The organism is Vibrio sp. NFR (genome assembly GCF_027587095.1).
GTDB lineage: Bacteria > Pseudomonadota > Gammaproteobacteria > Enterobacterales > Vibrionaceae > Vibrio > Vibrio harveyi.
On sequence record NZ_JAPPTN010000022.1, the window covers coordinates 14096 to 36461 of the forward strand.

Below are 22366 nucleotides of genomic sequence, written 5' to 3' on the forward strand. Positions count from 1 at the left end.
AGTGCTCCTTAGATTGATTTCAATGTAAAGCCGTCAACGAGATCGAGTGCCATGATGCTATTGAGATGAGCGAGTAAAACTTCAGGTATTTCGCTCAAACTCTGTTTCTGCTCTAAACATTGCAGCAGTTGGAACACATCGGCATCGAGTGCGTGACACAAGGCTTCTCCATTGGCTTGAATCGAGATGACACCTTGCTGTAATTGGTTGATATTAAGTTGTTCGAATTGCCCAGTTTGAATTGCGCTGAACAAATCAAATACTGCATAACTGGAGTCAAAGCTGCGGCAGCCTTGTTTGAGGTGCAAAACCAAAGCGGGTTGTTGCTCTTCACTCACTTCGCCAAGTAACGCAAGCGGTTTTAATTGTGCAGCACTGGATTGTTCATACTGCGCTTGACGAGCGAGGTCGATATGCCACTCGAAGCGTGCGACTTCAGGGCTGTAAGGGGCTTGTGCGATCACCTGACTAAACTGCATGATGGTGTCTTGAAAACCTTCGCCATAATGCACCACATTTCCTTCCTCTAATGGATAAGTGAGAACATGTTGGCGAGCCATCTGTTCAAAGCATTCTTCACCAAGTAGCGCTTCAACCATTGGGTAGGTAGCAGATAACACTTCGCTTAAGCTGATGATAAAGTTATTGCGGTAAATCTGCATGCGTTCATCAGCGGTAAACTCATCACTGGCAATATCGCAATCTTCACCGAGTGCTTGATAGTGTAGGGCTTTAGCAAACTGGCTTTGTAAGGTGGCTAGATTCATGATGCCTTCCTTGGTTCGCTTTGTTCACTTGGAAGTGTGCCTTGCAACAGCAGTTGCGATGCTTTCTGCGCTTCTCCTAATAAGACTTCTGGCGCGGGGATATCCAAGTCCCATTCAATCAGCGCATGGCGTGGACCGTGTTTTTTGGTCCACTGCGCGAACAGTTGCCAAACTTCGTCACTAACTGGGCGGCTATGGGTATCAATCCATATCTCACCTTTGTCGAGTTGTTTGATGGTAAAACCTGCCAAGTGAATCTCATCCACTTTGTCGGCTGGAATTGCATCTAGGTATGTGTCGCAATCAAAACCGTGGTTGAACGCCGAAACATAAACATTGTTTAGATCGAGCAATAAACGACAGTCAGTGCGCTTTTGCACTTCGGTGAGAAACTCCCATTCGCTGATGGTCGAATGTTGAAACTTCACATAACTAGATGGGTTCTCTATCAAAATCTCGCGTTGCAAATAATCCTGCACTTCATTCACGTTACGAGTGAACACTTTGAGCGCTTCTTCCGTGTACGGAAGTGGAAGCAGATCATTAAAGTAGTGACCGCCGTTTTCGCTCCAACTCAAATGGTCAGAAACAAGAATCGGGTCGATTGAGTCAATCAGCGCTTTAAGTTGAGCAAGGTGCTTTTGATTCACACGTTCCACCGAACCTAGTGACAGACCAATGCCATGGCAGCTAATTTGATACTGCTCGCGCAATGCTTGTAATTGATTGCGCTCAGCAGCGTTGGGTTGAAAATAGTTTTCACTGTGGATTTCTAACCAAGATAACTTGGGTTTGTTTTGGCTAAAGTAATCGAGGTGAGGGGTTCTTAATCCAACTCCAACAAGGTTGTGGAAGGTGTGGTGTTTCACGTGAAACTCCTTTTCAAATCGGGCGGGAAGAGAAGGATGCGCTGGTTGAGCGTCAACGCATCCTTGCAGTAGCTAGCGATAAAAGATTATGAAGAAGAAGTGCTACCGCCAACGAGTTTGTCACATAGACCTTTTGGTACGACTACGAATGCGTCTTTTTGGTTATCTTCTTTAGAAGTACCAGCACATGAGCTGCTTTTCGTTGCACAGTCGTTTTTACCTGCTTTAGAAACGCCGTAGCACTTTTCTTTATCAGCAGCGACAGCTGGAGCTGCAGTTAGCATTGTGCCACCAAGAGCTAGAAGACCAGTAACAGCAGCAGTAACAGCTAGATTCGACTTTTTCATAATAAATTCCTCTGAATGATTTCCTTTACTTTAAGTTGGCAAGATGAATCGCCTGTTTTGGCGTTTTTGTTATCAACTTGCTTAACTTAAAAGATAGGAAACTGGCTAAAAAACTTTCAGAAAAATTTTCGAAACAAATGGTTTTAAAGAATGGAATTTATATAACTTATTGATGTGTAGAGTAAAAAAACGACGAATTTTTTATGAATTTTTGTCTAATCTGAAGAGGTTGTTTAGGTTATAATCTATTTTTATGTATAAATAACCAGTAGCTCTCATCATGATGGATCCATCTCTATTACTCGACGGTTTGAACGACAAACAACGTGAAGCCGTTGCAGCACCTCTAGAAAACTTGCTCGTCCTTGCTGGTGCAGGGAGTGGTAAGACACGCGTTCTTGTTCACCGTATCGCTTGGTTGATGTCGGTCGAGCAATCATCTCCGTTCTCAATCATGTCGGTAACCTTTACCAATAAGGCGGCGGCAGAGATGCGTGGACGTATCGAAGAGCTAATGATGGGCAGTGCAGGCGGTATGTGGAATGGTACTTTCCACGGCATTTGTCACCGTATTCTGCGTGCGCACTATCTTGATGCCAAGCTACCGGAAGATTTCCAAATCATCGATAGTGACGACCAACAGCGTCTACTAAAGCGTTTGATCAAAGCGCAAAACCTCGATGAGAAGCAGTGGCCAGCACGCCAAGTGGCATGGTGGATTAACGGCAAGAAAGACGAAGGTCTGCGTCCGTCGCACATTGATGCGTACCACGATCCAGTGACCAAGACATATCTGCAGCTTTACACCGCTTATCAAGAGGCGTGTGATCGTGCTGGTTTAGTCGATTTTGCGGAAATCTTGCTGCGCGCACATGAGCTACTGCGTGATAACAAGTTCGTCCGTGAACACTACCAAGCACGCTTTAAGCATATCTTGGTGGACGAATTCCAAGATACCAACAACATTCAATATGCTTGGCTACGTATGATGGCGGGTCCTGAGTGTCACGTGATGATCGTAGGTGATGACGATCAGTCGATTTACGGCTGGCGTGGTGCAAAAGTCGAGAACATTGAGAAATTTACGCTGGAATTCCCAAGCGTGAATACCATTCGTCTTGAGCAAAACTACCGTTCAACCAAGACCATTCTGGAAGCGTCGAACGCTCTGATCGCGAATAACACCGAGCGTATGGGTAAAGAGCTTTGGACTGATGGCGTTGTCGGTGAGTCTATCTCGGTATACAGCGCTTACAACGAATTAGACGAAGCCCGTTTTGCAGTAAACAAAATCAAAGAGTGGCAAGACAAGGGCGGTGCTCTGAATGACGCTGCAATGCTTTACCGTAACAACGCCCAGTCGCGTGTTCTGGAAGAAGCATTAATCCAAGCTGGTCTGCCTTACCGTATCTACGGCGGCATGCGATTCTTCGAACGTCAGGAAATCAAAGATGCCTTGAGCTACATGCGTCTGATTGCCAACCGTAATGATGATGCGGCATTTGAACGTGTGGTGAATACGCCAACTCGAGGCTTGGGCGATAAGACGCTTGACACAATTCGTTTTGCGGCTCGTGACCGTGGTTGCACCATGTGGGAAGCGAGTGTCGCTATGTTGGATGAGAAGGTACTTGCAGGTCGTGCTGCTGGTGCTCTGAGCCGTTTTATCGAGCTTGTTACGGCACTAGAAGACGACACCATCGAGATGCCGCTGCATCACCAAACTGACCATGTGATTAAATACTCGGGCTTGTTCGCGATGTACGAGCAAGAGAAGGGCGAAAAGTCTAAGGCGCGTATTGAGAACTTGGAGGAATTGGTGACCGCAACTCGCCAATTCGAGAAACCAGAAGAAGCCGAGGACATGTCACTGCTGACGGCATTCCTAACCCACGCGGCACTAGAAGCGGGCGAAGGACAAGCGGACGAGTTTGAAGATGCGGTTCAGCTCATGACATTGCATAGTGCGAAAGGTCTAGAGTTCCCATTGGTGTTTATGGTTGGTGTGGAAGAAGGCATGTTCCCAAGCCAAATGTCGGCGGAAGAAGCAGGGCGTTTAGAAGAAGAACGTCGTCTGTGTTACGTAGGCATGACCCGTGCGATGCAGAAACTGTACATCACTTATGCTGAAATGCGCCGTTTGTACGGTCAGGATAAGTACCATAAACCGTCTCGCTTTATCCGTGAACTGCCAGAAACTTGTTTAGACGAAGTACGCATGAAGGCGCAAGTTAGCCGTCCTGCAAGCAGTGGTCGATTTAGCCAAACGGCGGTGAAAGAGAGCTTCAATGAAACTGGCTTTACGCTAGGTTCTCGTGTGATGCATCCTAAGTTTGGTGAGGGCACCATCATCAACTTCGAAGGCAGTGGTCCACAGAGTCGCGTACAGATTGCCTTTAATGGTGAGGGCATCAAATGGTTGGTGACTGCTTACGCTCGACTAGAGAAACTGTAAGGCTTCACCAAAACTCATACCAATCGTAGTAAATAACTAGTCATTCTAGCTTGTTAAAATACTCGATAACTGCGTTGCAATTTTTGATTGTAGAATAACTACTTATCGAAAAATTGCGCCTTGTTCTCAAGCATTTTCCCTACGCTATTTCTGATCACTAATTTACTGTGATTGGTATCATCAACTCAAGAGCTGCTTCGGCGGCTCTTTTTGTTTGAGTTGTTTGCATGTCGCTAACGCAGTAAAAAATGGAACAATAAATGGAGTGCAATAGCGTGATTTAACGATGCCATTTGAAGTGAAAGGTGGGCGTTGTGGGTGAATGTCAGCTTTCCGTAGAGCTGCTGAGAAAAATTTTAGGCAAAGAAAAACCCCGAGGGCTTGCGCCCATCGGGGTTATAGTCTTACTCGCAGCAATCCGGCTACTAAGAGTGCTCCATGCATCTAATCCATGATAGTGTGCTGAATCCGTCAGCTTAATCCTTACGTCGCCTTCCTAGCGGTGTCCTTAATGACCTTATCCTGGTCTACTAACCATCCTCGTTAGCTCTCATCACTTGTTCCCTGAGCGGTGTCCCTGACATCATCCTGATGTTCAAATCCTTGCCTCGTCCAGAGGTGTCCATTTCCCGTCCTTAGTAGCAACCATCCTAGTCACTATTGATTCCGTTCAATGTCCAATTTTGCAATCCATGCCCGACTATTCATCCTGAATAACCGTTTCTTCTTCCTGAAGTTCACCAAGTCCGTGGTGTTTCCTGTTCCGTGTCAGCATCCTTCCGACAGGTTTAATATTACGTGTTTAACGATTTCCAACAACGGGCTAATCTCACATTTTTTCACACTCTTAGCGTTTAAAAAAGATACATGATCATTAAATTCAATAGCTTAAGATCTTTGTTGTACGGTTTTACCATTAAAAAAGAGAGGTTTGCTCAACCCTTTGTGAGAGATCTCGCACAAGGGGTCGAGCGAAAGACTCTTACTGCCCGATAGCGGCACCTTCACGCCTTGGATCGGCTGCGCCCTCAAGACCGTCTTTTGTTATACGTATCGCATGCAGTCCAGAGTTCAAATCACGAACATCAGTTTTAAAACCCATCTTTTCCAACTCAGGCTGTAAGCCTTCTGCAGCAGTACCTTGCTCAATATCTAAGGTGCCAAAACGGTTCAGTAATCGTGGCTGATTAATCGCACTTTGGATGCCCATATCCCACTGCGTGTGGGCGATAATGGCTTGTGCGACGTAACCAATGATGCGGCTGCCACCCGGTGAGCCAATTGCCATGTAAGGTTTGTCATCCTTCATCATAATGGTTGGTGCCATGGATGAGCGTGGGCGTTTACCCGGCTCTAAGCGGTTCGCGATTGGCACTCCATCTTGATGAGTGCGGAAGGAGAAGTCGGTCAGTTCGTTGTTGAGCAAGAAGCCACGCACCATCAAGCGTGAGCCAAAGGCGTTCTCAATGGTTGTTGTCATTGAAACCACATTACCTTGCTTATCGACGATATTGAAATGGCTGGTGGAAGGCAGCTCGATCGATTGATCCATGCTTAAGTTCATCGCGTGTGACCACGGTGGATTGCCGGCTTCAACCTTACTCAAGGCTTTACCGACTTGAATGAGCTCAGCACGTTGTTTGAGATAATCTTTATCAAGTAAGCCTTCGGTTGGCATTGGCACATAATCTTGGTCAGCCATGTACTTACCGCGATCCGCAAACGCAAGGCGAGATGCGTCGGCGATCACTTGCCACGATTTCGCGCTTTTGGCTCCCCATCCTTTCAGATCGTACTGCTCGGTGATCGCGAGAATTTGTCCAACCGTCAATGCGCCAGAGCTTGGTGGTCCCATACCACAGATGTCATAGCTTTGGTAAGCCGCACAAACCGGTTCACGTTGCTTGATTTGGAACGCATCAAAGTCAGGTTGTGCCAATACGCCAGGATTGCCCGGGGCATTCTGTACTGTCTTGATGATGTCTGTGGCGATATCGCCTTGATAGAAAGCTTTTGCCCCTTGCTCTGCAATTGCCGTCAAAGTTTGCGCGTATTCAGGGTTCTTCAACAACGTGCCTTCGGCTTTTGGTGAGCCATCTGGATTAAAGAAGTAAGCCTTAGTCGCAGGGAAGCGTGATAGGCGTTTGGCATCTTTCTCAATCAGACTCGCGAGACGAGGACTGACCTCGAAACCTTGTTCAGCTAAGGTAATCACAGGTTGGATGATCTTCTTCCATTCCAACTTGCCGTATTTCTGGTGCGTGTCCCACAGTAGTTTCACTGTGCCAGGAGTGGCAACGGAAAGCCCACCGACAACCGCATCGTAAAACTGCAGTGGTTGTCCTTTGTCATCTAGGAAGAGTTTCGGCGTTGCGGCGAGCGGTGCGGTTTCACGTCCATCATACGTGGTCAGTTTTTGTTTCTCACTGTCCCAATACACTAAGAAGGCGCCACCACCAATGCCTGAAGATTGCGGTTCTACCAAGCCCAGCATCAGTTGTACGGCAACCATGGCATCAATAGCATTACCACCTTGAGCAAGAACATCCGCCCCGGCTTGGGTGGCAAGTGGGTTGGCTGCGGTGACCATATAATCTTTGGCTGTGACCAACTGCTTTTGCTCGAAGCCAGTGCTGTGCTCCGGCGCAACGGCATCTGCCGCTTGGTTAGCAAAGGCTGAGGTAGATAAGACGAGTGGGGAAGTAAGAAAAAGACCCGTGGTCACGAGTCGGTTGAACGTCCAATGCATGATGACTCTCCATGTTGCCAGTTTTGTGCTTTCAGCTTGGCAGTCATGAAGAGTCACGTCGAGTCAGCAATCTTAGAAATGTCGATTGTGCTACGCTTTTAAATCAGTACTTTATCCGATAAAAGTGCTGATGGTTTGGTACAAAATACTGCCGCCCACGAGAGTAAATACCACCCCACACAGACCGTCAATGTAGATGCCTGCTTGTTGCAATTTACGTTGTAAGCGCTGTGTCGATAGCATCCATGCAAGGCTAGAGAACCAGAATAGCGACAAGCCAAACAGGATGACCAAAGCAATACCTTTGCCAGTGATCGACATACCAGCAGGGACTAAGCTCGACATCAAACTGATAAAGAACACCAAGGCTTTCGGGTTAAGAATGTTGGTCGCAAATCCTTTAGCAAATGCCTGACGCTTATTGCTGATCACTAGGTTGTTTTGCTTCTTAGGTTGATCCGCCTGTGGGTTTTTGATCATCGAGATCACGGCGCGCAATGCGCCAATACCTAAATAGAGCAGGTAACTACCACCGAGCAGTTGCACCACGGAGTACAACACTGGGTGCTGGTGGACGATATAACTCACGCCTGTCAGGCTGAACAAAGAGTGCAGCAAAATACCGACGGACAATCCCAACGCAATGTACAAGCCAGTTTGACGACCATGACGCGTCGCGTTTTGTACGACCAGAGCAAAGTCCGGACCTGGACTCATTAGGGCAATAAAGTGAATGCTGGCGAGCGTCAGCAATATGGTGGATTCATTCATAACACATCTCAAATATAACCAATGCGGCTATTGTCGTGGCAAGTCACCTGTGGCGCTTGTAAAAAACTGACAGCTTTCTCGGTAAATGAAATTAACGAGTCACTTGAGAAGGGGAAACACCGTAGGTCTGCTTAAACGCTTTGCTGAAATGCGCTTGGTCGTAGAAACCGATCTGATGGGCGACGTCGGTACCACATTGACCTGATTGCAGTAACTTCATGCCTTGCTCAAGGCGCAGGCGTGCGAACCATGCGTAAGGCGTCATGCCAGTTTGCGCTTTAAAGTGGCGCTGGAACTGAGTTGGGCTCAGTTGGCACAGCTCTGAAAGTGAATCCAAACGTACTGCTTGGTCGAGGTTCGCCATTAGATAATCTTTTAACGTTCCAAGTGATTGATTTCCTAATGGCACCACTTTTTGTCGCTCAAGCGATCCGTAGCGATCAAAAAGCTGGTTAAATCCTTCAAAAGGAAGGCAATCTTTGGTGAGTTGGCTGAGGTTTTCACGACGAAGTAGCCCATGTAAGTTACTAAGTTGTGAAAATATCTGTGGATCCGAGATGATCAGCTCGTTGAAGTGTATTATTTGACCGTTTTGCTTAAGATCAGCCAGATCGCTCAATAGGTGAGGTTCGATCGCAAATACATTTACTTCATAGCCACTTTCGAGCTTAGATTGCCCGTCGTGCAGCTCATCTGGCGGCATTATCACAATTTGCCCGTGACCAACTTGGTGGCTGTTACCTTGGTATTGGAACTTCTGCGCACCATGCGTGATCAGACCGAGATGAAAATCCAGGTGGTAATGCCTTTGAAAAGCAAATTTCTGGTATTTCGCCTCTATCAGACTCAAGTTGTCATGGTCGGTTGCGTAGTACTGAATATGTTCCATTAAATAAAAAAAGCTTGGTCGCATTATGACCAAGCTTATCCATCAATTTCTTAAATGTCTTGTAAAAAACGATCAGGCTGCTTGAGCCGCTTTGCGTGACTTGCGGTTATTACGCAGACCATCAAAGCTAAACACCACCAAAGCACCCCAAATAAAGGCGAAGGTAATGGCTTTATCGCTGGTGAACGGTTCGCCGTAAATCAGCACCGCAAGCAAGAACATCAAACTCGGACCGATGTATTGGAAGAAGCCCAACGTCGATAGCTTTAGACGGGTTGCTGCGCCAGTAAAACACAGTAGCGGCAGGGTAGTGATCACGCCTGCAGCAATCAACAAGGTATTAAGCTGCATTGGGTTATCTAGCATGTTGGACGTCGGTGAACTCGCAATAAACAGCAAGTAAATTGCTGCAGCAGGTAACATCACCAAGGTTTCAATGAATAGTCCGGTTTGTGCTTCCACACTGACTTTCTTACGCAGCAAGCCATAAAAGCCGAAACTCATTGCCAGCGCTATAGCGACCACAGGCACCGAGCCAAAGACGATCAGCTGAACTAATACGCCACAAGCAGCAAGGACAACCGCGAACCACTGAAGCTTACGTAGACGCTCGCCAAGGAAGACCATCCCAAGTAAGACGTTGATCAGTGGGTTAATGTAATAACCTAAGCTGGCATCGAGCATGTGATTCGAGTTCACCGCCCAAATGAAGATCAACCAGTTTGCACCGACCAAAATGGCAGTAGAAACCAGAAACATCATCTTGGTTTTGTTTTTAATGATGTCGCGAACCGAGCGCCAATGGCGACCAAAATGGAGGAGTGCGGCTAGCAAAAAGAAAGACCAAATCACTCGGTGGCTTAAGATCTCTAGTGGCGAGACTTCAGCAATCGATTTGAAGTAAATGGGTGCGATACCCCACATGGTGTATGCGCCAATAGCAAGCAAGACGCCTTGCCGTGAGCGTTGTTGTTCTTCTGGTGTCATGGGATGTCACCTAATTGAGTTTTTATAGAGCAGAAAATCAGTATACGAGTCGTGAGCTGAATCACCTAACAATTTGCGGTTTTATTCACCATGAAACCCCATTACAATGTGCCCTCACTTTGCGTGCTAGTGGCATGCATAAGCACCTCTTTTTAAGACCCAATCTGAGATTTTTCATGACCTCTACCTTGTTAGCCGAACAATCAGACTCGCCTGTAACGCCTCAACGTGTGTTGGAGGATGTGTTTGGTTACCAAGAGTTCCGTGATGGTCAGCAGTTGGTGATTGACGCTGCAGTAGAAGGTCGCGACAGCTTAGTTATCCTGCCTACTGGTGGCGGTAAGTCGCTGTGCTATCAAATTCCTGCTTTGGTTCGCTCTGGCATTACTTTGGTCATTTCTCCGCTGATTTCGCTGATGAAAGACCAAGTGGATCAGCTTAAAGCCAACGGTGTAGCGGCTGAGTGCATCAACTCGACCATGCCTCGCGAAGAGCTGCTCAGCGTGTATAACCGCATGCACACTGGGCATCTTAAGTTGGTGTACGTCTCGCCAGAACGCGTATTGATGCGTGACTTCATTGAGCGCTTGGAAAATCTGCCGCTATCGATGATTGCCGTCGATGAAGCGCACTGTATTTCCCAGTGGGGACACGATTTTCGTCCAGAATATGCCGCGCTTGGTCAACTTAAGCAGCAGTTTTCCCATGTGCCATTTATGGCACTGACAGCGACGGCGGATGACGCAACGCGTCGAGATATTCTTGAGCGTCTGCAACTGAATAATCCTGAGGTTTACCTAGGCAGCTTCGACCGTCCTAACATTCGCTACAACTTAGTTGAGAAGCACAAGCCGGTTTCGCAAATCGTTCGTTATCTTGAGACCCAGAAGGGTAATTGCGGCATCATCTATTGTGGTAGCCGTAAGAAAGTTGAGATGGTGACTGAGAAGTTGTGTAACAACCACATTCGTGCTGCTGGTTATCATGCAGGTATGGATGCTGATGAGCGCGCTTATGTTCAAGAAGCTTTCCAACGCGATGACATCCAAATTGTAGTGGCGACCGTGGCATTCGGTATGGGCATCAACAAACCAAACGTGCGCTTTGTGGTTCACTTTGATATCCCGCGTAATATCGAATCCTACTATCAGGAAACGGGTCGTGCAGGGCGTGATGGTCTGCCTGCGGAAGCCATGATGTTGTATGACCCGGCGGACATTAGTTGGCTGCGCCGTATGTTGGATGAGAAAGACGACGGTCCACAGAAGCAGGTGGAAACCCACAAACTGAATGCGATGAGTGCCTTTGCTGAGGCGCAGACTTGTCGTCGTCAGGTGCTACTGAATTACTTTGGTGAGTATCGCGAGAAGCCATGTGGCAACTGTGATATTTGCTTAGATCCACCGAAACACTTTGATGCCACGGAAGAAGCACGTAAGGCGTTGTCTTGTGTGTACCGTGTTAATCAAAGCTTTGGTATGGGTTACGTGGTAGAAGTGCTTCGTGGCATGCAAAATATTCGTGTACGTGAAAACGGGCACGATAAGATTTCTACCTACGCGATAGGTCGCGACCACAGTCACGACTATTGGGTGAGTATCTTCCGTCAGTTAATCCACAAGGGTCTGCTGTTCCAAAACATCACTCGTAACTCAACGCTGCAACTTACCGAAGAGGCGCGTCCGCTGTTGCGTGGCGATGTGACTCTGGAGTTAGCAGTTCCGCGTTTAGACACCGCAGCACGCGCGGCGAAGTCAGATAAACTGACCAGCAAGAATTACGATAAGAAGCTGTTTGCCAAGTTACGTAAGCTGCGTAAGTCGATTGCTGATGAAGATGGTTTGCCACCATACGTGGTCTTCAGTGACGCGACTCTGATTGATATGGCGGAAATTCTGCCAACGTCTTACGGCGAAATGCTGGCAGTTAGCGGTGTTGGTCAGCGCAAACTGGAGAAGTACGCCGATCCATTCCTCGATTTGATTCAAGAACACATTACTCACCACGGATAAGGAACCACGATGCAAAAGGAATTTGGCTTAGCGGACTACATGGCACAAGAAGGGCGCTTAATCATTACCGCGCCGAGCTTTGACCTTGATAGCTTTCCTGCTTTAGGTGAGCGTTTAGTTGGTTTGCTTTCTGCTACTGTGGTGGAAAAGCAGTGGGATGCGGACATTCACTCTTGGCTGATCGATTTTGAAGGTTGCCGACTGTTTATGAAAGCAGAGCATTACAGCGAAGCGATTTGGTTTGAAGCTTTAGCGATTGAAGAGAGCAGGGAAGAGTTGGATTATCTCGCAGGATTGTTCCAACGCGGCTTCTAAAAATAGAATTTTTTTAGAAAGGGTGTTTCACATGAAACACCCTTTTTTATGCTCAAACGTTTGCGTAAAACAGACGACTTGCGGCGAAAAGTGGTTAATGTATAATCGCCCACCGCTTCGCTCAGAATGAGCCAAGCCAGTTTATTTTTCATTTTACATTGTTGGTAAGAGCCACTTTATTCAGTGACTCGATTTGGGTTCCCTCACCCCCAAACCAAACTAAAAAGGTATCGCATGAGTAACTTTACCCCTGCGCAGCAGCGCAACGCCCTTATCTATCTGGTTCTATTCCACCTAGTCATTATTGCATCTAGCAATTACCTAGTTCAGCTACCGTTTACTATCTTCGGTTTCCATACCACTTGGGGTGCATTCACTTTCCCATTTATCTTCTTAGCGACTGACTTAACTGTGCGTATTTTCGGTGCTCAGTTGGCACGTAAGATCATCTTCTTAGTGATGTTGCCTGCGTTGGCAGTGTCTTACTTCTTATCGGTGGTGTTCTTCGAAGGTCAATTCCAAGGTTTTGGCCACCTAGGGGAATTTAACTTATTCGTTGCTCGTATCGCGATTGCTAGCTTCATGGCGTACCTGCTTGGTCAGATCATGGATGTGCATGTGTTCAACCGCCTACGCCAAATGAAGCAATGGTGGGTGGCACCAACGTGTTCAACGCTTTTCGGTAATGCACTTGATACTATCGCTTTCTTCGCCATTGCGTTCTACCAAAGTCCAGATCCATTTATGGCGGAGCATTGGACGGAAATCGCGCTGGTGGATTACGGCTTCAAATTGATTATCAGTCTTGGTCTGTTCGTTCCTATGTATGGCGTATTACTGAATTACCTCATTAAGAAGCTTACTGCGGTGAACCCTGACTTTAAGGTGACGACAAGCGTTCAGTCTTAATATCAGTGGGAACCCCGAAAGCCGCTTGCTCAAATCAAGCGGCTTTTTTGTGCCTGTTTACTTGAGTTTAGAGTATTTTGTACAGCGTGGGGAGTAATTAGATCATGGGTGTCCAAAAGCTCCCTAAGCTGTACAAAGGTAAAAATGGAGTAATAAAAAAGGTCCCAATAGGGACCTTTAACCAAGTAATAAGTCATCGTGAGATTTAACAAGTCACAATACTTAACGGCCAGCCGATGTCTGTTTGACGGTTGGATTCAATTTCCAACTCAGCGGCAGTCAGTGGGTTTGCCTCTAGCCACTTCGCATCAATGTTGAGCGTCAGTTTGTCGCCTTCCGCAGTGAGAGTCACACATGGCTCTAGAGCTGGATTACGACGGTGGCTGAGTAAAACCGCAAGACGCAATAGGCGCAGTACGCGTTTACCACTCGTGCCTGAAAGGGCATGTTGCTCAGGCAGTGACGTCAGTTGTTCACGGTAACGGCGAGCAATTTCACCGATAAAGAACTTCTGCGCACGGGTGTAACCAGGCAAATCCAGATGCTGTAGCAGGTAAGCGCTGTGCTCACCGCCCTTTTTGAAGTCGATAGTTAGACCGATTTCGTGCAGCTTGGCTGTTGTTTCCAGCAGGACTTTACCCTGAGGTTCTGCAACCCAAGCTTCACCGCCAACTTGCTCAAGCAGTTTGCCCGCAAGTTTTGCAACTTGTTCGCCGTATTGGCAATCTAGCTGGTAACGGTTTTGTACGCTACAAACGGTGCGTGCACGGATGTCGTTTTGACGAAGTTCGTCAACCATCTCGTACACCAAGCCTTCACGTAGTGCGCCGCCAGCCAGTGTCATGGCATCGATTTCTAGTAGCTCAAAGATCGCAATCAAAATGGATAAGCCACTTGGGAACACCAAAGCACGTTCTAGGGTAAGCCCTTCAATATCGAGCTCTTCCAAGTGATCAGCAAGCATCGCCTGTTTTTGCAGACGCTTAAGTTTGGAGTGAGTAATCACTTCGTCCATGCCTTGCGCTAGCATTATCTCTTGTAGTGCTTGAACGGTACCCGATGCCCCAACACACACATCCCAACCTAGGTCAGTGTACTGTTCTAAGATTGGCATCAGAGTTTGCTTCGCGCCTTCAATTGCGGCTTCGAAGTTACGTGCATTTAATTGGCGGTCTTTAAAGAAGTTCTCCAACCAAGTCACACAGCCCATTTTTAGACTGGTCAGAGCTTTGGCTTCGAAACCTTCACCGATAATCAGTTCGGTACTTGCACCGCCGATATCGACCACAAGGCGACGACCGCTGCCACCAGAGGTATGAGCGACACCTTTATATATAGTGGCGGCTTCTTCTTCGCCGGTAATCACTTCGATAGGCTGACCTAAAATTTGGTTCGCCTTCTCTAGAAAAACATCCACATTGGTCGCGGTACGCAATGTCGCGGTACCCACAATGCGGATGTTCTGTTTAGGAATATCCTGCAAGCGTTCTGCAAATAGACTTAAGCAGTCCCATCCTCGCTGCATAGCTTCCATACTAAGAGAGTTATGTTCATCTAAGCCCGCGGCTAGACGAACTTTGCGCTTAATTTTAGCCATAGTTTGAACGCTGCCATCGATGTGACGCACAACGAGCATGTGAAAACTGTTCGACCCGAGGTCGATGGCGGCGTATAGCGGTGATGATCCTGCTTGACTCATAAACGACTTCAGTTTCCTTTTATGATTGTTTTGGCGCTGATTGACGCGGTTGACGAGGACGACGTCCTTGTGGCTTGCGGTTACCAGAGCGAGTGCCACCTGTATTGGTGCGACGTTGTTGAGTACGAGGCGCGCGCATACGAAGTGGTGCAGGCAAGTCTTGGATTAGAGCCGAGGCATCGTAATCAGAAACTGGGATTGCGTGCTCAATGTATTCTTCGATTGGCGGCAAGTTGATTGCGTAATCTTCACAAGCAAAGCTAATAGAGTGACCACTTGCGCCAGCACGACCAGTACGACCGATACGGTGAACGTAATCTTCACAGTCATCCGGTAGGTCGAAGTTGAATACGTGTGTTACTTGAGGAATATGAAGACCACGAGCAGCAACATCGGTTGCGACTAGTAGGTCAACTTCACCGCGAGTGAATTGCTCAAGAATCTTTTCACGCTTCTTCTGTGGTACATCGCCAGTCAGTAGACCCACACGGTGACCATCTGCTGCTAGGTGACCCCAAATCGACTCACACTTATGCTTCGTATTAGCAAAAACGATCGCGCGGTCTGGCCATTCTTCTTCAATAAGAGTTTGAAGCAGTGCCATCTTGTCTTCATTAGAAGGGTAGAAAAGCTCTTCTTGGATGCGGTGACCCGTTTTTTGCTCTGGCTCAACCACAACATGCTCAGGATTGTGCATGTGTTCGAAAGCTAATTCTTGTACGCGATAAGACAATGTTGCTGAGAACAGCATGTTCAAACGCTCTTTTGGCTCAGGCATACGACGGAACAAGAAACGAATGTCTTTAATAAAGCCAAGATCAAACATACGGTCCGCTTCATCCAGAACAACCGCTTGAATGTTGTTTAGGTTGAATACGCGTTGCTTGTAGAAGTCGATGATACGGCCTGTAGTGCCGATAAGAATGTCTACGCCGTCTTGCAGTTTTGCCAGTTGCTTGTCGTAGCTTTCGCCACCGTACGCTAAAGCGGCTTTAAGACCCGTGCTAGCAATCAAAGGTTCAGCATCGTTAAAGATCTGAATCGCTAGCTCACGCGTTGGCGCCATAATGATCGCGCGCGGCTGAGTTGGCTTACGACCTTCGTGCTCTGGTGTCGTTAGAAGGTGGTTGAAGGTAGCAGTAAGAAACGCGAGGGTTTTACCAGTACCCGTTTGGGCCTGGCCTGCAATGTCTTGGCCGGTGAGCAGTACCGGCAACGCCAAGGCTTGGATAGGGGTACAATATTCGAACCCTTTTTTGTCCAATCCTTCAATAACTTGGGGCTTTAAACCCAAATCGGCGAACTTTTGCTCTGTGATATGCGTCTTTTTCATAGCGATAGAATATCAGCTAAAGCTTGCAATAAGAAAGTAAATACATTCCAATAGGGCATCTATTTACTGGTTATCATCCAACCAGTTTCGAAAAACACATTGGAGTGGAAGATGAGTGATAAGATTTTGCAGCTTACTGATGACGGTTTTGAAAACGATGTAATCAATGCTGCAGGCCCGGTTCTAGTTGATTTTTGGGCGGAATGGTGTGGTCCTTGTAAAATGATCGCTCCTATCCTGGACGAAATCGCTGACGAGTACGAAGGCAAACTCACTATCGGTAAACTAAACATTGACCATAACGCAGGTACACCACCTAAGTTTGGTATTCGCGGCATTCCAACGCTACTGTTATTTAAAGACGGTAACGTAGCGGCAACGAAAGTTGGTGCTTTGTCTAAGACTCAACTAAAAGAGTTCCTAGACGCAAACCTATAATCACTAAGTGATTACAAACAAAACCGTGCAATATGACAATGCGCGGTTTTGTTTTTCTAACTCTGGACTAGAATATTAATTAGTGCTAACTTATCGCGCGTTAATTGAACAAATTTCTCTTCTTGGTCGATCCTGAGACCAAATCCATCTTAACTAGAAAACAGATCTTATTTTGACTAAACAAGCATCCACCACCATGAATCTTACTGAACTGAAGAACAGACCTGTGTCTGACCTTGTAAAGCTTGGCGAAAGCCTGGGTCTTGAGAACCTAGCTCGTCTAAGAAAACAAGACATCATCTTCGCAATTCTTAAAGCGCACGCGAAAGGCGGCGAAGACATCTTTGGCGATGGGGTTCTGGAGATTCTGCAAGACGGCTTTGGTTTCCTACGTAGTGCGGACAGCTCATACCTTGCTGGTCCAGACGACATCTACGTTTCACCAAGTCAGATTCGTCGTTTCAACCTACGTACTGGTGACTCAATTGCTGGTAAGATTCGTCCACCAAAAGACGGTGAGCGTTACTTTGCCCTGCTAAAAGTCAACACAGTAAACGACGACAAACCAGACAACGCTCGTAACAAGATCCTATTCGAGAACTTAACGCCTCTACACGCTAACGAGCGTATGGTTATGGAGCGCGGTAACGGTTCTACAGAAGACATCACAGCACGTGTTTTAGACTTGGCATCGCCAATTGGTAAAGGTCAACGTGGTCTGATTGTTGCTCCGCCTAAAGCGGGTAAGACAATGCTTCTGCAAAACATCGCTCAAAGCATCGCATACAACCACCCTGAGTGTGAGTTGATGGTACTTCTAATCGACGAACGTCCTGAAGAAGTGACAGAGATGCAGCGTCTAGTTAAAGGTGAAGTAGTAGCGTCAACGTTCGATGAGCCAGCTTCTCGCCACGTACAAGTAGCGGAAATGGTAATCGAGAAAGCAAAACGTCTTGTTGAACACAAGAAAGACGTGGTTATCCTGCTTGACTCTATTACTCGTCTAGCTCGTGCATACAACACCGTAGTCCCTTCATCAGGTAAAGTACTAACTGGTGGTGTGGATGCAAACGCACTACACCGTCCTAAGCGTTTCTTCGGTGCAGCGCGTAACGTAGAAGAAGGCGGCAGCCTAACTATCCTTGCTACAGCTCTTGTTGATACTGGTTCGAAGATGGATGAAGTTATCTACGAAGAGTTCAAGGGTACAGGTAACATGGAAATCCACTTGAACCGTAAGATCGCAGAGAAGCGTGTATTCCCAGCGATTGACTTCAACCGCAGTGGCACACGTCGTGAAGAGCTTCTAACTAAGAATGAAGAGCTTCAGAAGATGTGGATTCTACGTAAGATTGTTCACCCAATGGGTGAAATCGATGCAATGGAATTCCTAATCGACAAGCTAGCGATGACGAAGACTAACGACGAATTCTTTGATGCAATGCGTCGCCAATAGTCTCAGATAAGTAATTCTGCGAAAAGCCACCGTATATCGGTGGCTTTTTTATTGCTTTCTCCCGATAGAAGTATCAGAATGAAGAAAATGTTATCGGGAGGTTAACATGCAACAAGGAATGTTGTCGTCATTACTCCTGAGCTTGTCACTTATCACGCTACCCGTGACTTTATCTGCTAAGGAAATGCAGGAGACCGTGGTAGAGCAGTGGCTTCAGGATACCCATATACAGACCAAAGTATCTGAATTGCTCGATTATGCAGTCAGAGACGAGGTCGACTCTCTCAAATTTGCTCTCGACCGACTGGCTTTTCCTCAACAAGAAGTCGTTCGTTTTCTGTTGCTCGAAAAACTAGAGCAACAAGAAATCATCCTTACGCCGAGAATGGCGATTTTTGTCGAATCCCAAATTAGTATCACCCCAACTTACCAAGTTTTAGAGCGTGGTGATGGTTACGAATTCACTGTGCCTGCGTTTAACTTTCCCTCTATTGCGAGTCGTCTGATTAAACGTTGGAAACAAGACCAAAGCACGTTGGAGTTTGTACTAGCAGCAGAGCGCCAAGAACTTAACCTAAAAGATTGGTTAACAGGCACTTCGCAACATGTACAAACCAGAGAAGCGCTACTTATACGTGAGTTAGATAGCCTATCGCCCGATGCACTTGAGGCGCTAACCAAACAATTGACCCATGCAAACATAACGAGCTGGTTACCATCCACTGCCGTTGTGGTGCGTTTGGCGCAAGTTAGCCAAAATGAGGCAATGTATGATCTGCTTTGGCGAATGCGTGCGGATTACAACAGCCAAACTGAGCTAGAAAGGCTTGCTGAGGTTGGTGATGAGTTCTCATTACAACAATTGATGAATTCTACGGTCAATCCGACCTTAAAACCTTATGCTATTGAACTGCTCACGAGATCCAATCCACTCTCTCAAGACGTAAAACAGTTCCTCGTTGCTAAGATGGCGCTCTCAGAAGAAGCGACTCTAGTTGCGAGAGAGCTAGCAAAACAGGGGCATCGATCTTGGTTAGAAGAGCTTGTTTCAAGTAATCGCCAAGTAAAAGCGCGACAGATTCAGGAATTCTTGAAGTGATGGCACTTTAAAAGACCGTTTCTTCGCATTGTTATCATTGAAGTAACCTAGCTCACATACCCACACAAAATAGGAGGATCTTAGCGTCCTCCTATTTGTTATACTGCGGACAGTTTAATCAGCCAGCATGAAGGCCTATGAGTTTTAAGGATTTACGCGAATTTATCGACCACCTAGAACAGAAAGGTCGACTTAAACGCATCACTCACCCCGTCGATCCCGCTTACGAAATGACAGAAATTAGTGACCGCACCTTGCGTGCTGGTGGTCCTGCATTGTTGTTTGAGAACCCAATCGGCTACGACGTGCCTGTTTTGACGAACCTATTTGGTACGCCAGAGCGCGTCGCAATCGGTATGGGACGCGAAGACGTTAAAGAATTAAGAGAAGTCGGTAAGCTACTGGCTTATTTAAAAGAACCTGAGCCACCAAAAGGCTTCAAAGACGCGTTGGAAAAACTGCCTGTGTTCAAACAAGTATTGAACATGCCGGCTAAGCGTTTACGTAAAGCACCATGCCAAGACATTGTTTGGCAAGGTGATGAAGTTGACTTGGATAAGATTCCGGTAATGAGCTGTTGGGCAGAAGATGTTGCGCCGCTGCTTACTTGGGGCTTAACCGTAACCAAAGGTCCAAACAAAAAACGTCAGAACCTAGGCATTTATCGTCAGCAGAAAATTGCCAAGAACAAAATCATCATGCGTTGGTTAGCTCACCGAGGTGGTGCGCTCGACCTGCGCGATTGGATGGAAACCAATCCAGGTAAACCTTTCCCAGTTTCGGTCGCGTTTGGTGCAGACCCAGCTACCATTCTTGGCGCGGTAACACCAGTGCCAGATACGCTATCGGAATACGCATTTGCAGGTTTGTTGCGTGGAAGCAAAACTGAAGTCGTGAAGTCAGTCAGTAATGATTTGGAAGTGCCAGCGAGCGCGGAAATCGTGATGGAAGGCTATATCGACCCAAACGAGTTTGCTGATGAAGGTCCTTACGGTGACCACACTGGCTACTATAACGAAAAAGAAAAGCACCACGTATTCACCATTACGCACATTACTATGCGTAAAGATCCTATTTATCACAGCACCTACACTGGTCGTCCGCCAGATGAACCAGCTGTATTGGGTGTGGCATTAAACGAAGTGTTTGTGCCGATTCTGCAAAAGCAATTCCCAGAGATTGAAGATTTCTATCTGCCGCCAGAAGGTTGTTCGTACCGAATGGCAGTCGTCACCATGAAGAAGCAGTACCCAGGACATGCCAAGCGCGTAATGATGGGCGTGTGGTCTTTCTTACGCCAATTCATGTATACCAAGTTTGTTATTGTGTGCGATGAATCGGTAAACGCACGAGATTGGAATGATGTCGTGAAAGCCATGTCAGAGCATATGGATCCTGTGCGTGATACCTTGATGATAGATAACACGCCAATCGACTCTCTAGATTTTGCTTCGCCAGTGGTTGGTCTTGGATCCAAGATGGGGCTAGATGCAACCATTAAATGGGATGCCGAGCTAGCGACGCGAACCGAGGTCACTGAGCGAGACAGCATAGCGATTACCGAAACAGAGCTGAACGAGTTGAAACAGCAACGCCCTGAGATTGTCGATATCTATCTACCTGCAACAGCAAATAACCAGTTCGCTGTTGTGACCATGAAGAAAGACCAAGCTGGTCAATCGCAAGCCTTGATGGAATACCTGTGGGACTTCTTTGCTCAGCACACGGATAACAAATTCATTATCTTGTGCGACGATGACGTTAATGCACGAGATTGGAATGACATCATTTGGGCTGTAACAACCCGAATGGATCCAGATAGAGATACTATTCAAGTGCATAGTAAGACTGCTAGTTCATCCAAATTAGGATTGGATGCGACCAACAAGTTCGAATCCGAAGTCATGCGCGAGTGGGGTACGCCTATCAAAAAAGATCCTAAACTTGTGGCTAAAGTCGATGAGATTTGGGACCAGTTAGGTATTCTATGAGTCATCAAGTCCACCTTCTACCAATGGACGTTACGTTCCAAGTAAAAGAAGGGGAGACGGTGTTGGAAGCTGCGCTCAACAACAATATTCGCTTCCCACATCGTTGCCAAGTTGGCGCTTGCGCCATGTGCATGTGTAAAAAGCTAACGGGCGAGGTGAGCTATCACCTCGAACCTATGCTAACCGAAAAAGAGCAACAGCAAGGTTGGATATTCCCTTGCCAAGCCTATACAGAAAGTAATTTAGTGCTTACTTTTGACGAGTAAGCGAGAGGAACACCATGACCATCCAATGTAAAGTAAAGTCTATTCAGCCGTTAGCTTGTAATACTTATCAAATCCTTCTTCACCCAGAATCACCTGTACCTTTTAAAGCAGGTCAGTACCTCATGGTTGTGATGGGTGAAAAAGACAAACGTCCTTTCTCGATTGCGAGCAGTCCATGTCGTCATGAAGGCGAACTTGAACTGCATATCGGTGCGGCGGAACACAACGCTTATGCGCTAGAAGTCGTTGAAGCAATGCAAGCGGCACTAGAAACAGATGGTCATATCGAGATTGATGCTCCACATGGTGATGCTTGGGTTCAAGAAGAAAGCGAACGCCCACTATTATTGATTGCTGGTGGTACAGGCTTTAGTTACGTGCGCTCAATTCTAGATCACTGTGTTGCACAGAACAAAACCAACCCTATTTACCTATACTGGGGGGCGCGCGATAACTGCCAGCTGTACGCTAAAGAAGAGCTGGTCGAAATTGCTGATAAATTTACTAACGTTCACTTTGTTCCAGTTGTAGAAGAAGCACCTGCAGACTGGCAAGGTAAAGTTGGTAACGTGCTACAAGCGGTGAGTGAAGATTTCGAAAGCTTAGAAAACTACGATATCTATATTGCAGGCCGTTTCGAAATGGCTGGCGCAGCACGTGAACAGTTCACTCAGAACAAGAAAGCAAAGAGCGAACGTATGTTCGCAGACGCGTACGCATTCATTTAAATACAGCTTTTGAGGCAGAAAAAGAGGGTTTTTTACCCTCTTTTTTGCTTTTTTGATGAAATAGTCATCGAACAGTTAGTTTTTTCCATTTTTTTTCAAAAAAGGGTTGCGAACGGTTCTGAGTTCCCTATAATGCGCATCCACCGACACGGCAGACGCGATAAGGCTTCAGCAGGGTCGGAGAGGTGAAAAGCTTCTGAGAAAATAAATTGAAAAAAGTGTTTGACACTCTCAATTATCTCGTTAGAATGCACCTCCGCTTTGAGAGAAAAACTTCTCGACAAGC

Annotated in this window: 19 protein-coding genes; 10 read left to right on the forward strand and 9 right to left on the reverse strand. The window is 46.8% G+C overall.

Translation table 11 applies throughout. The annotated features are described in order from the left end of the window. Positions 1–8: 8 nt before the first annotated feature. The 3 genes from OH463_RS25155 to OH463_RS25165 form a co-directional block, all read right to left on the reverse strand. Positions 9–767: an HvfC/BufC N-terminal domain-containing protein gene (locus OH463_RS25155; protein ID WP_269993039.1), complete on the reverse strand. Its 759-nt coding sequence runs from the start codon at positions 765–767 to the stop codon at positions 9–11. Then, positions 764–1636, reverse strand: coding sequence for an MNIO family bufferin maturase (gene bufB / locus OH463_RS25160; RefSeq protein WP_269993041.1), 873 nt, complete (start codon positions 1634–1636; stop codon positions 764–766). Before bufB ends, OH463_RS25155 begins: the two co-directional genes overlap by 4 nt. Positions 1637–1722: 86 nt before the next feature. Next, positions 1723–1983: a BufA1 family periplasmic bufferin-type metallophore gene (locus OH463_RS25165; protein ID WP_005451246.1), complete on the reverse strand. Its 261-nt coding sequence runs from the start codon at positions 1981–1983 to the stop codon at positions 1723–1725. Positions 1984–2263: 280 nt separating this feature from the next. Between OH463_RS25165 and uvrD the strand changes: the two genes are divergently transcribed. Beyond that, positions 2264–4438, forward strand: coding sequence for a DNA helicase II (gene uvrD, locus OH463_RS25170; RefSeq protein WP_269993043.1), 2175 nt, complete (start codon positions 2264–2266; stop codon positions 4436–4438). A gap of 982 nt (positions 4439–5420) precedes the next feature. Here the strand turns inward: uvrD and ggt are convergent. The 4 genes from ggt to rarD all read right to left on the reverse strand — a co-directional run bounded on the left by ggt (position 5421) and on the right by rarD (position 9834). Next, positions 5421–7187 (reverse strand): gamma-glutamyltransferase, encoded by a 1767-nt coding sequence (gene ggt / locus OH463_RS25175; RefSeq protein ID WP_269993045.1) that lies wholly within the window; start codon positions 7185–7187, stop codon positions 5421–5423. Positions 7188–7298: 111 nt separating this feature from the next. After that, positions 7299–7958: a LysE family translocator gene (locus OH463_RS25180; RefSeq protein ID WP_029789267.1), complete on the reverse strand. Its 660-nt coding sequence runs from the start codon at positions 7956–7958 to the stop codon at positions 7299–7301. A 91-nt stretch (positions 7959–8049) separates the two neighbouring features. Beyond that, a complete protein-coding gene (locus tag OH463_RS25185; protein ID WP_009696782.1) occupies positions 8050–8847 on the reverse strand; it encodes an AraC family transcriptional regulator in 798 nt (265 codons plus the stop codon). 72 nt (positions 8848–8919) lie between these two features. Next, positions 8920–9834: an EamA family transporter RarD gene (rarD, locus tag OH463_RS25190; RefSeq protein ID WP_050937618.1), complete on the reverse strand. Its 915-nt coding sequence runs from the start codon at positions 9832–9834 to the stop codon at positions 8920–8922. A gap of 176 nt (positions 9835–10010) precedes the next feature. Between rarD and recQ the strand changes: the two genes are divergently transcribed. The 3 genes from recQ to OH463_RS25205 all read left to right on the forward strand — a co-directional run bounded on the left by recQ (position 10011) and on the right by OH463_RS25205 (position 13070). Continuing rightward, entirely contained in the window at positions 10011–11846 is a 1836-nt protein-coding gene (gene recQ / locus OH463_RS25195) for an ATP-dependent DNA helicase RecQ (protein WP_005451195.1), read from the forward strand. 9 nt (positions 11847–11855) lie between these two features. Beyond that, positions 11856–12161 carry a DUF3630 family protein gene (locus OH463_RS25200; RefSeq protein ID WP_005378772.1) on the forward strand — a complete coding sequence of 102 codons (306 nt, stop codon included), beginning with the start codon at positions 11856–11858 and terminating at the stop codon, positions 12159–12161. A 234-nt stretch (positions 12162–12395) separates the two neighbouring features. Further along, complete coding sequence (locus OH463_RS25205) at positions 12396–13070, forward strand: 7-cyano-7-deazaguanine/7-aminomethyl-7-deazaguanine transporter (protein WP_005378770.1); 675 nt, start codon at positions 12396–12398, stop codon at positions 13068–13070. A gap of 205 nt (positions 13071–13275) precedes the next feature. On the opposite strand, the gene gppA is transcribed toward OH463_RS25205, so the two are convergent. Both gppA and rhlB read right to left on the reverse strand, forming a co-directional pair. Beyond that, complete coding sequence (gppA, locus tag OH463_RS25210; protein WP_005451193.1) at positions 13276–14769, reverse strand: guanosine-5'-triphosphate,3'-diphosphate diphosphatase; 1494 nt, start codon at positions 14767–14769, stop codon at positions 13276–13278. Positions 14770–14788: 19 nt separating this feature from the next. Continuing rightward, complete coding sequence (gene rhlB, locus OH463_RS25215; protein WP_005451190.1) at positions 14789–16102, reverse strand: ATP-dependent RNA helicase RhlB; 1314 nt, start codon at positions 16100–16102, stop codon at positions 14789–14791. 111 nt (positions 16103–16213) lie between these two features. Here rhlB and trxA point away from each other — a divergent pair, with 111 nt between their 5' ends. The 6 genes from trxA to fre all read left to right on the forward strand — a co-directional run bounded on the left by trxA (position 16214) and on the right by fre (position 22080). Next, positions 16214–16540, forward strand: a complete 327-nt coding sequence (gene trxA, locus OH463_RS25220) for a thioredoxin TrxA (RefSeq protein ID WP_004745500.1) — start codon at positions 16214–16216, stop codon at positions 16538–16540. 196 nt (positions 16541–16736) lie between these two features. Further along, a complete protein-coding gene (rho, locus tag OH463_RS25225; protein WP_005440042.1) occupies positions 16737–17996 on the forward strand; it encodes a transcription termination factor Rho in 1260 nt (419 codons plus the stop codon). 106 nt (positions 17997–18102) lie between these two features. Further along, entirely contained in the window at positions 18103–19095 is a 993-nt protein-coding gene (locus OH463_RS25230; protein WP_269993051.1) for a hypothetical protein, read from the forward strand. A gap of 137 nt (positions 19096–19232) precedes the next feature. Then, the gene (gene ubiD, locus OH463_RS25235) at positions 19233–21086 is read left to right on the forward strand and encodes a 4-hydroxy-3-polyprenylbenzoate decarboxylase (protein ID WP_009696788.1); all 1854 of its coding nucleotides are present in this window, start codon (positions 19233–19235) and stop codon (positions 21084–21086) included. Then, complete coding sequence (locus OH463_RS25240; protein WP_009696789.1) at positions 21083–21352, forward strand: 2Fe-2S iron-sulfur cluster-binding protein; 270 nt, start codon at positions 21083–21085, stop codon at positions 21350–21352. Before ubiD ends, OH463_RS25240 begins: the two co-directional genes overlap by 4 nt. A 14-nt stretch (positions 21353–21366) precedes the next feature. Further along, positions 21367–22080, forward strand: coding sequence for an NAD(P)H-flavin reductase (gene fre / locus OH463_RS25245; protein ID WP_269993053.1), 714 nt, complete (start codon positions 21367–21369; stop codon positions 22078–22080). Positions 22081–22366: the final 286 nt, after the last annotated feature.

Coding starts and splice junctions, on each gene's coding strand:
- ubiD (WP_009696788.1), top strand. CDS start 19,233: ATGAGTTTTAAGGATTTACGCGAATTTATCGACCACCTAGAACAGAAA.
- trxA (WP_004745500.1), top strand. CDS start 16,214: ATGAGTGATAAGATTTTGCAGCTTACTGATGACGGTTTTGAAAACGAT.
- gppA (WP_005451193.1), bottom strand. CDS start 14,769: ATGAGTCAAGCAGGATCATCACCGCTATACGCCGCCATCGACCTCGGG.
- uvrD (WP_269993043.1), top strand. CDS start 2,264: ATGATGGATCCATCTCTATTACTCGACGGTTTGAACGACAAACAACGT.
- rho (WP_005440042.1), top strand. CDS start 16,737: ATGAATCTTACTGAACTGAAGAACAGACCTGTGTCTGACCTTGTAAAG.
- OH463_RS25230 (WP_269993051.1), top strand. CDS start 18,103: ATGCAACAAGGAATGTTGTCGTCATTACTCCTGAGCTTGTCACTTATC.
- OH463_RS25155 (WP_269993039.1), bottom strand. CDS start 767: ATGAATCTAGCCACCTTACAAAGCCAGTTTGCTAAAGCCCTACACTAT.
- OH463_RS25240 (WP_009696789.1), top strand. CDS start 21,083: ATGAGTCATCAAGTCCACCTTCTACCAATGGACGTTACGTTCCAAGTA.
- fre (WP_269993053.1), top strand. CDS start 21,367: ATGACCATCCAATGTAAAGTAAAGTCTATTCAGCCGTTAGCTTGTAAT.
- OH463_RS25165 (WP_005451246.1), bottom strand. CDS start 1,983: ATGAAAAAGTCGAATCTAGCTGTTACTGCTGCTGTTACTGGTCTTCTA.
- rhlB (WP_005451190.1), bottom strand. CDS start 16,102: ATGAAAAAGACGCATATCACAGAGCAAAAGTTCGCCGATTTGGGTTTA.
- OH463_RS25205 (WP_005378770.1), top strand. CDS start 12,396: ATGAGTAACTTTACCCCTGCGCAGCAGCGCAACGCCCTTATCTATCTG.
- OH463_RS25200 (WP_005378772.1), top strand. CDS start 11,856: ATGCAAAAGGAATTTGGCTTAGCGGACTACATGGCACAAGAAGGGCGC.
- OH463_RS25180 (WP_029789267.1), bottom strand. CDS start 7,958: ATGAATGAATCCACCATATTGCTGACGCTCGCCAGCATTCACTTTATT.
- rarD (WP_050937618.1), bottom strand. CDS start 9,834: ATGACACCAGAAGAACAACAACGCTCACGGCAAGGCGTCTTGCTTGCT.
- OH463_RS25185 (WP_009696782.1), bottom strand. CDS start 8,847: ATGGAACATATTCAGTACTACGCAACCGACCATGACAACTTGAGTCTG.
- ggt (WP_269993045.1), bottom strand. CDS start 7,187: ATGCATTGGACGTTCAACCGACTCGTGACCACGGGTCTTTTTCTTACT.
- recQ (WP_005451195.1), top strand. CDS start 10,011: ATGACCTCTACCTTGTTAGCCGAACAATCAGACTCGCCTGTAACGCCT.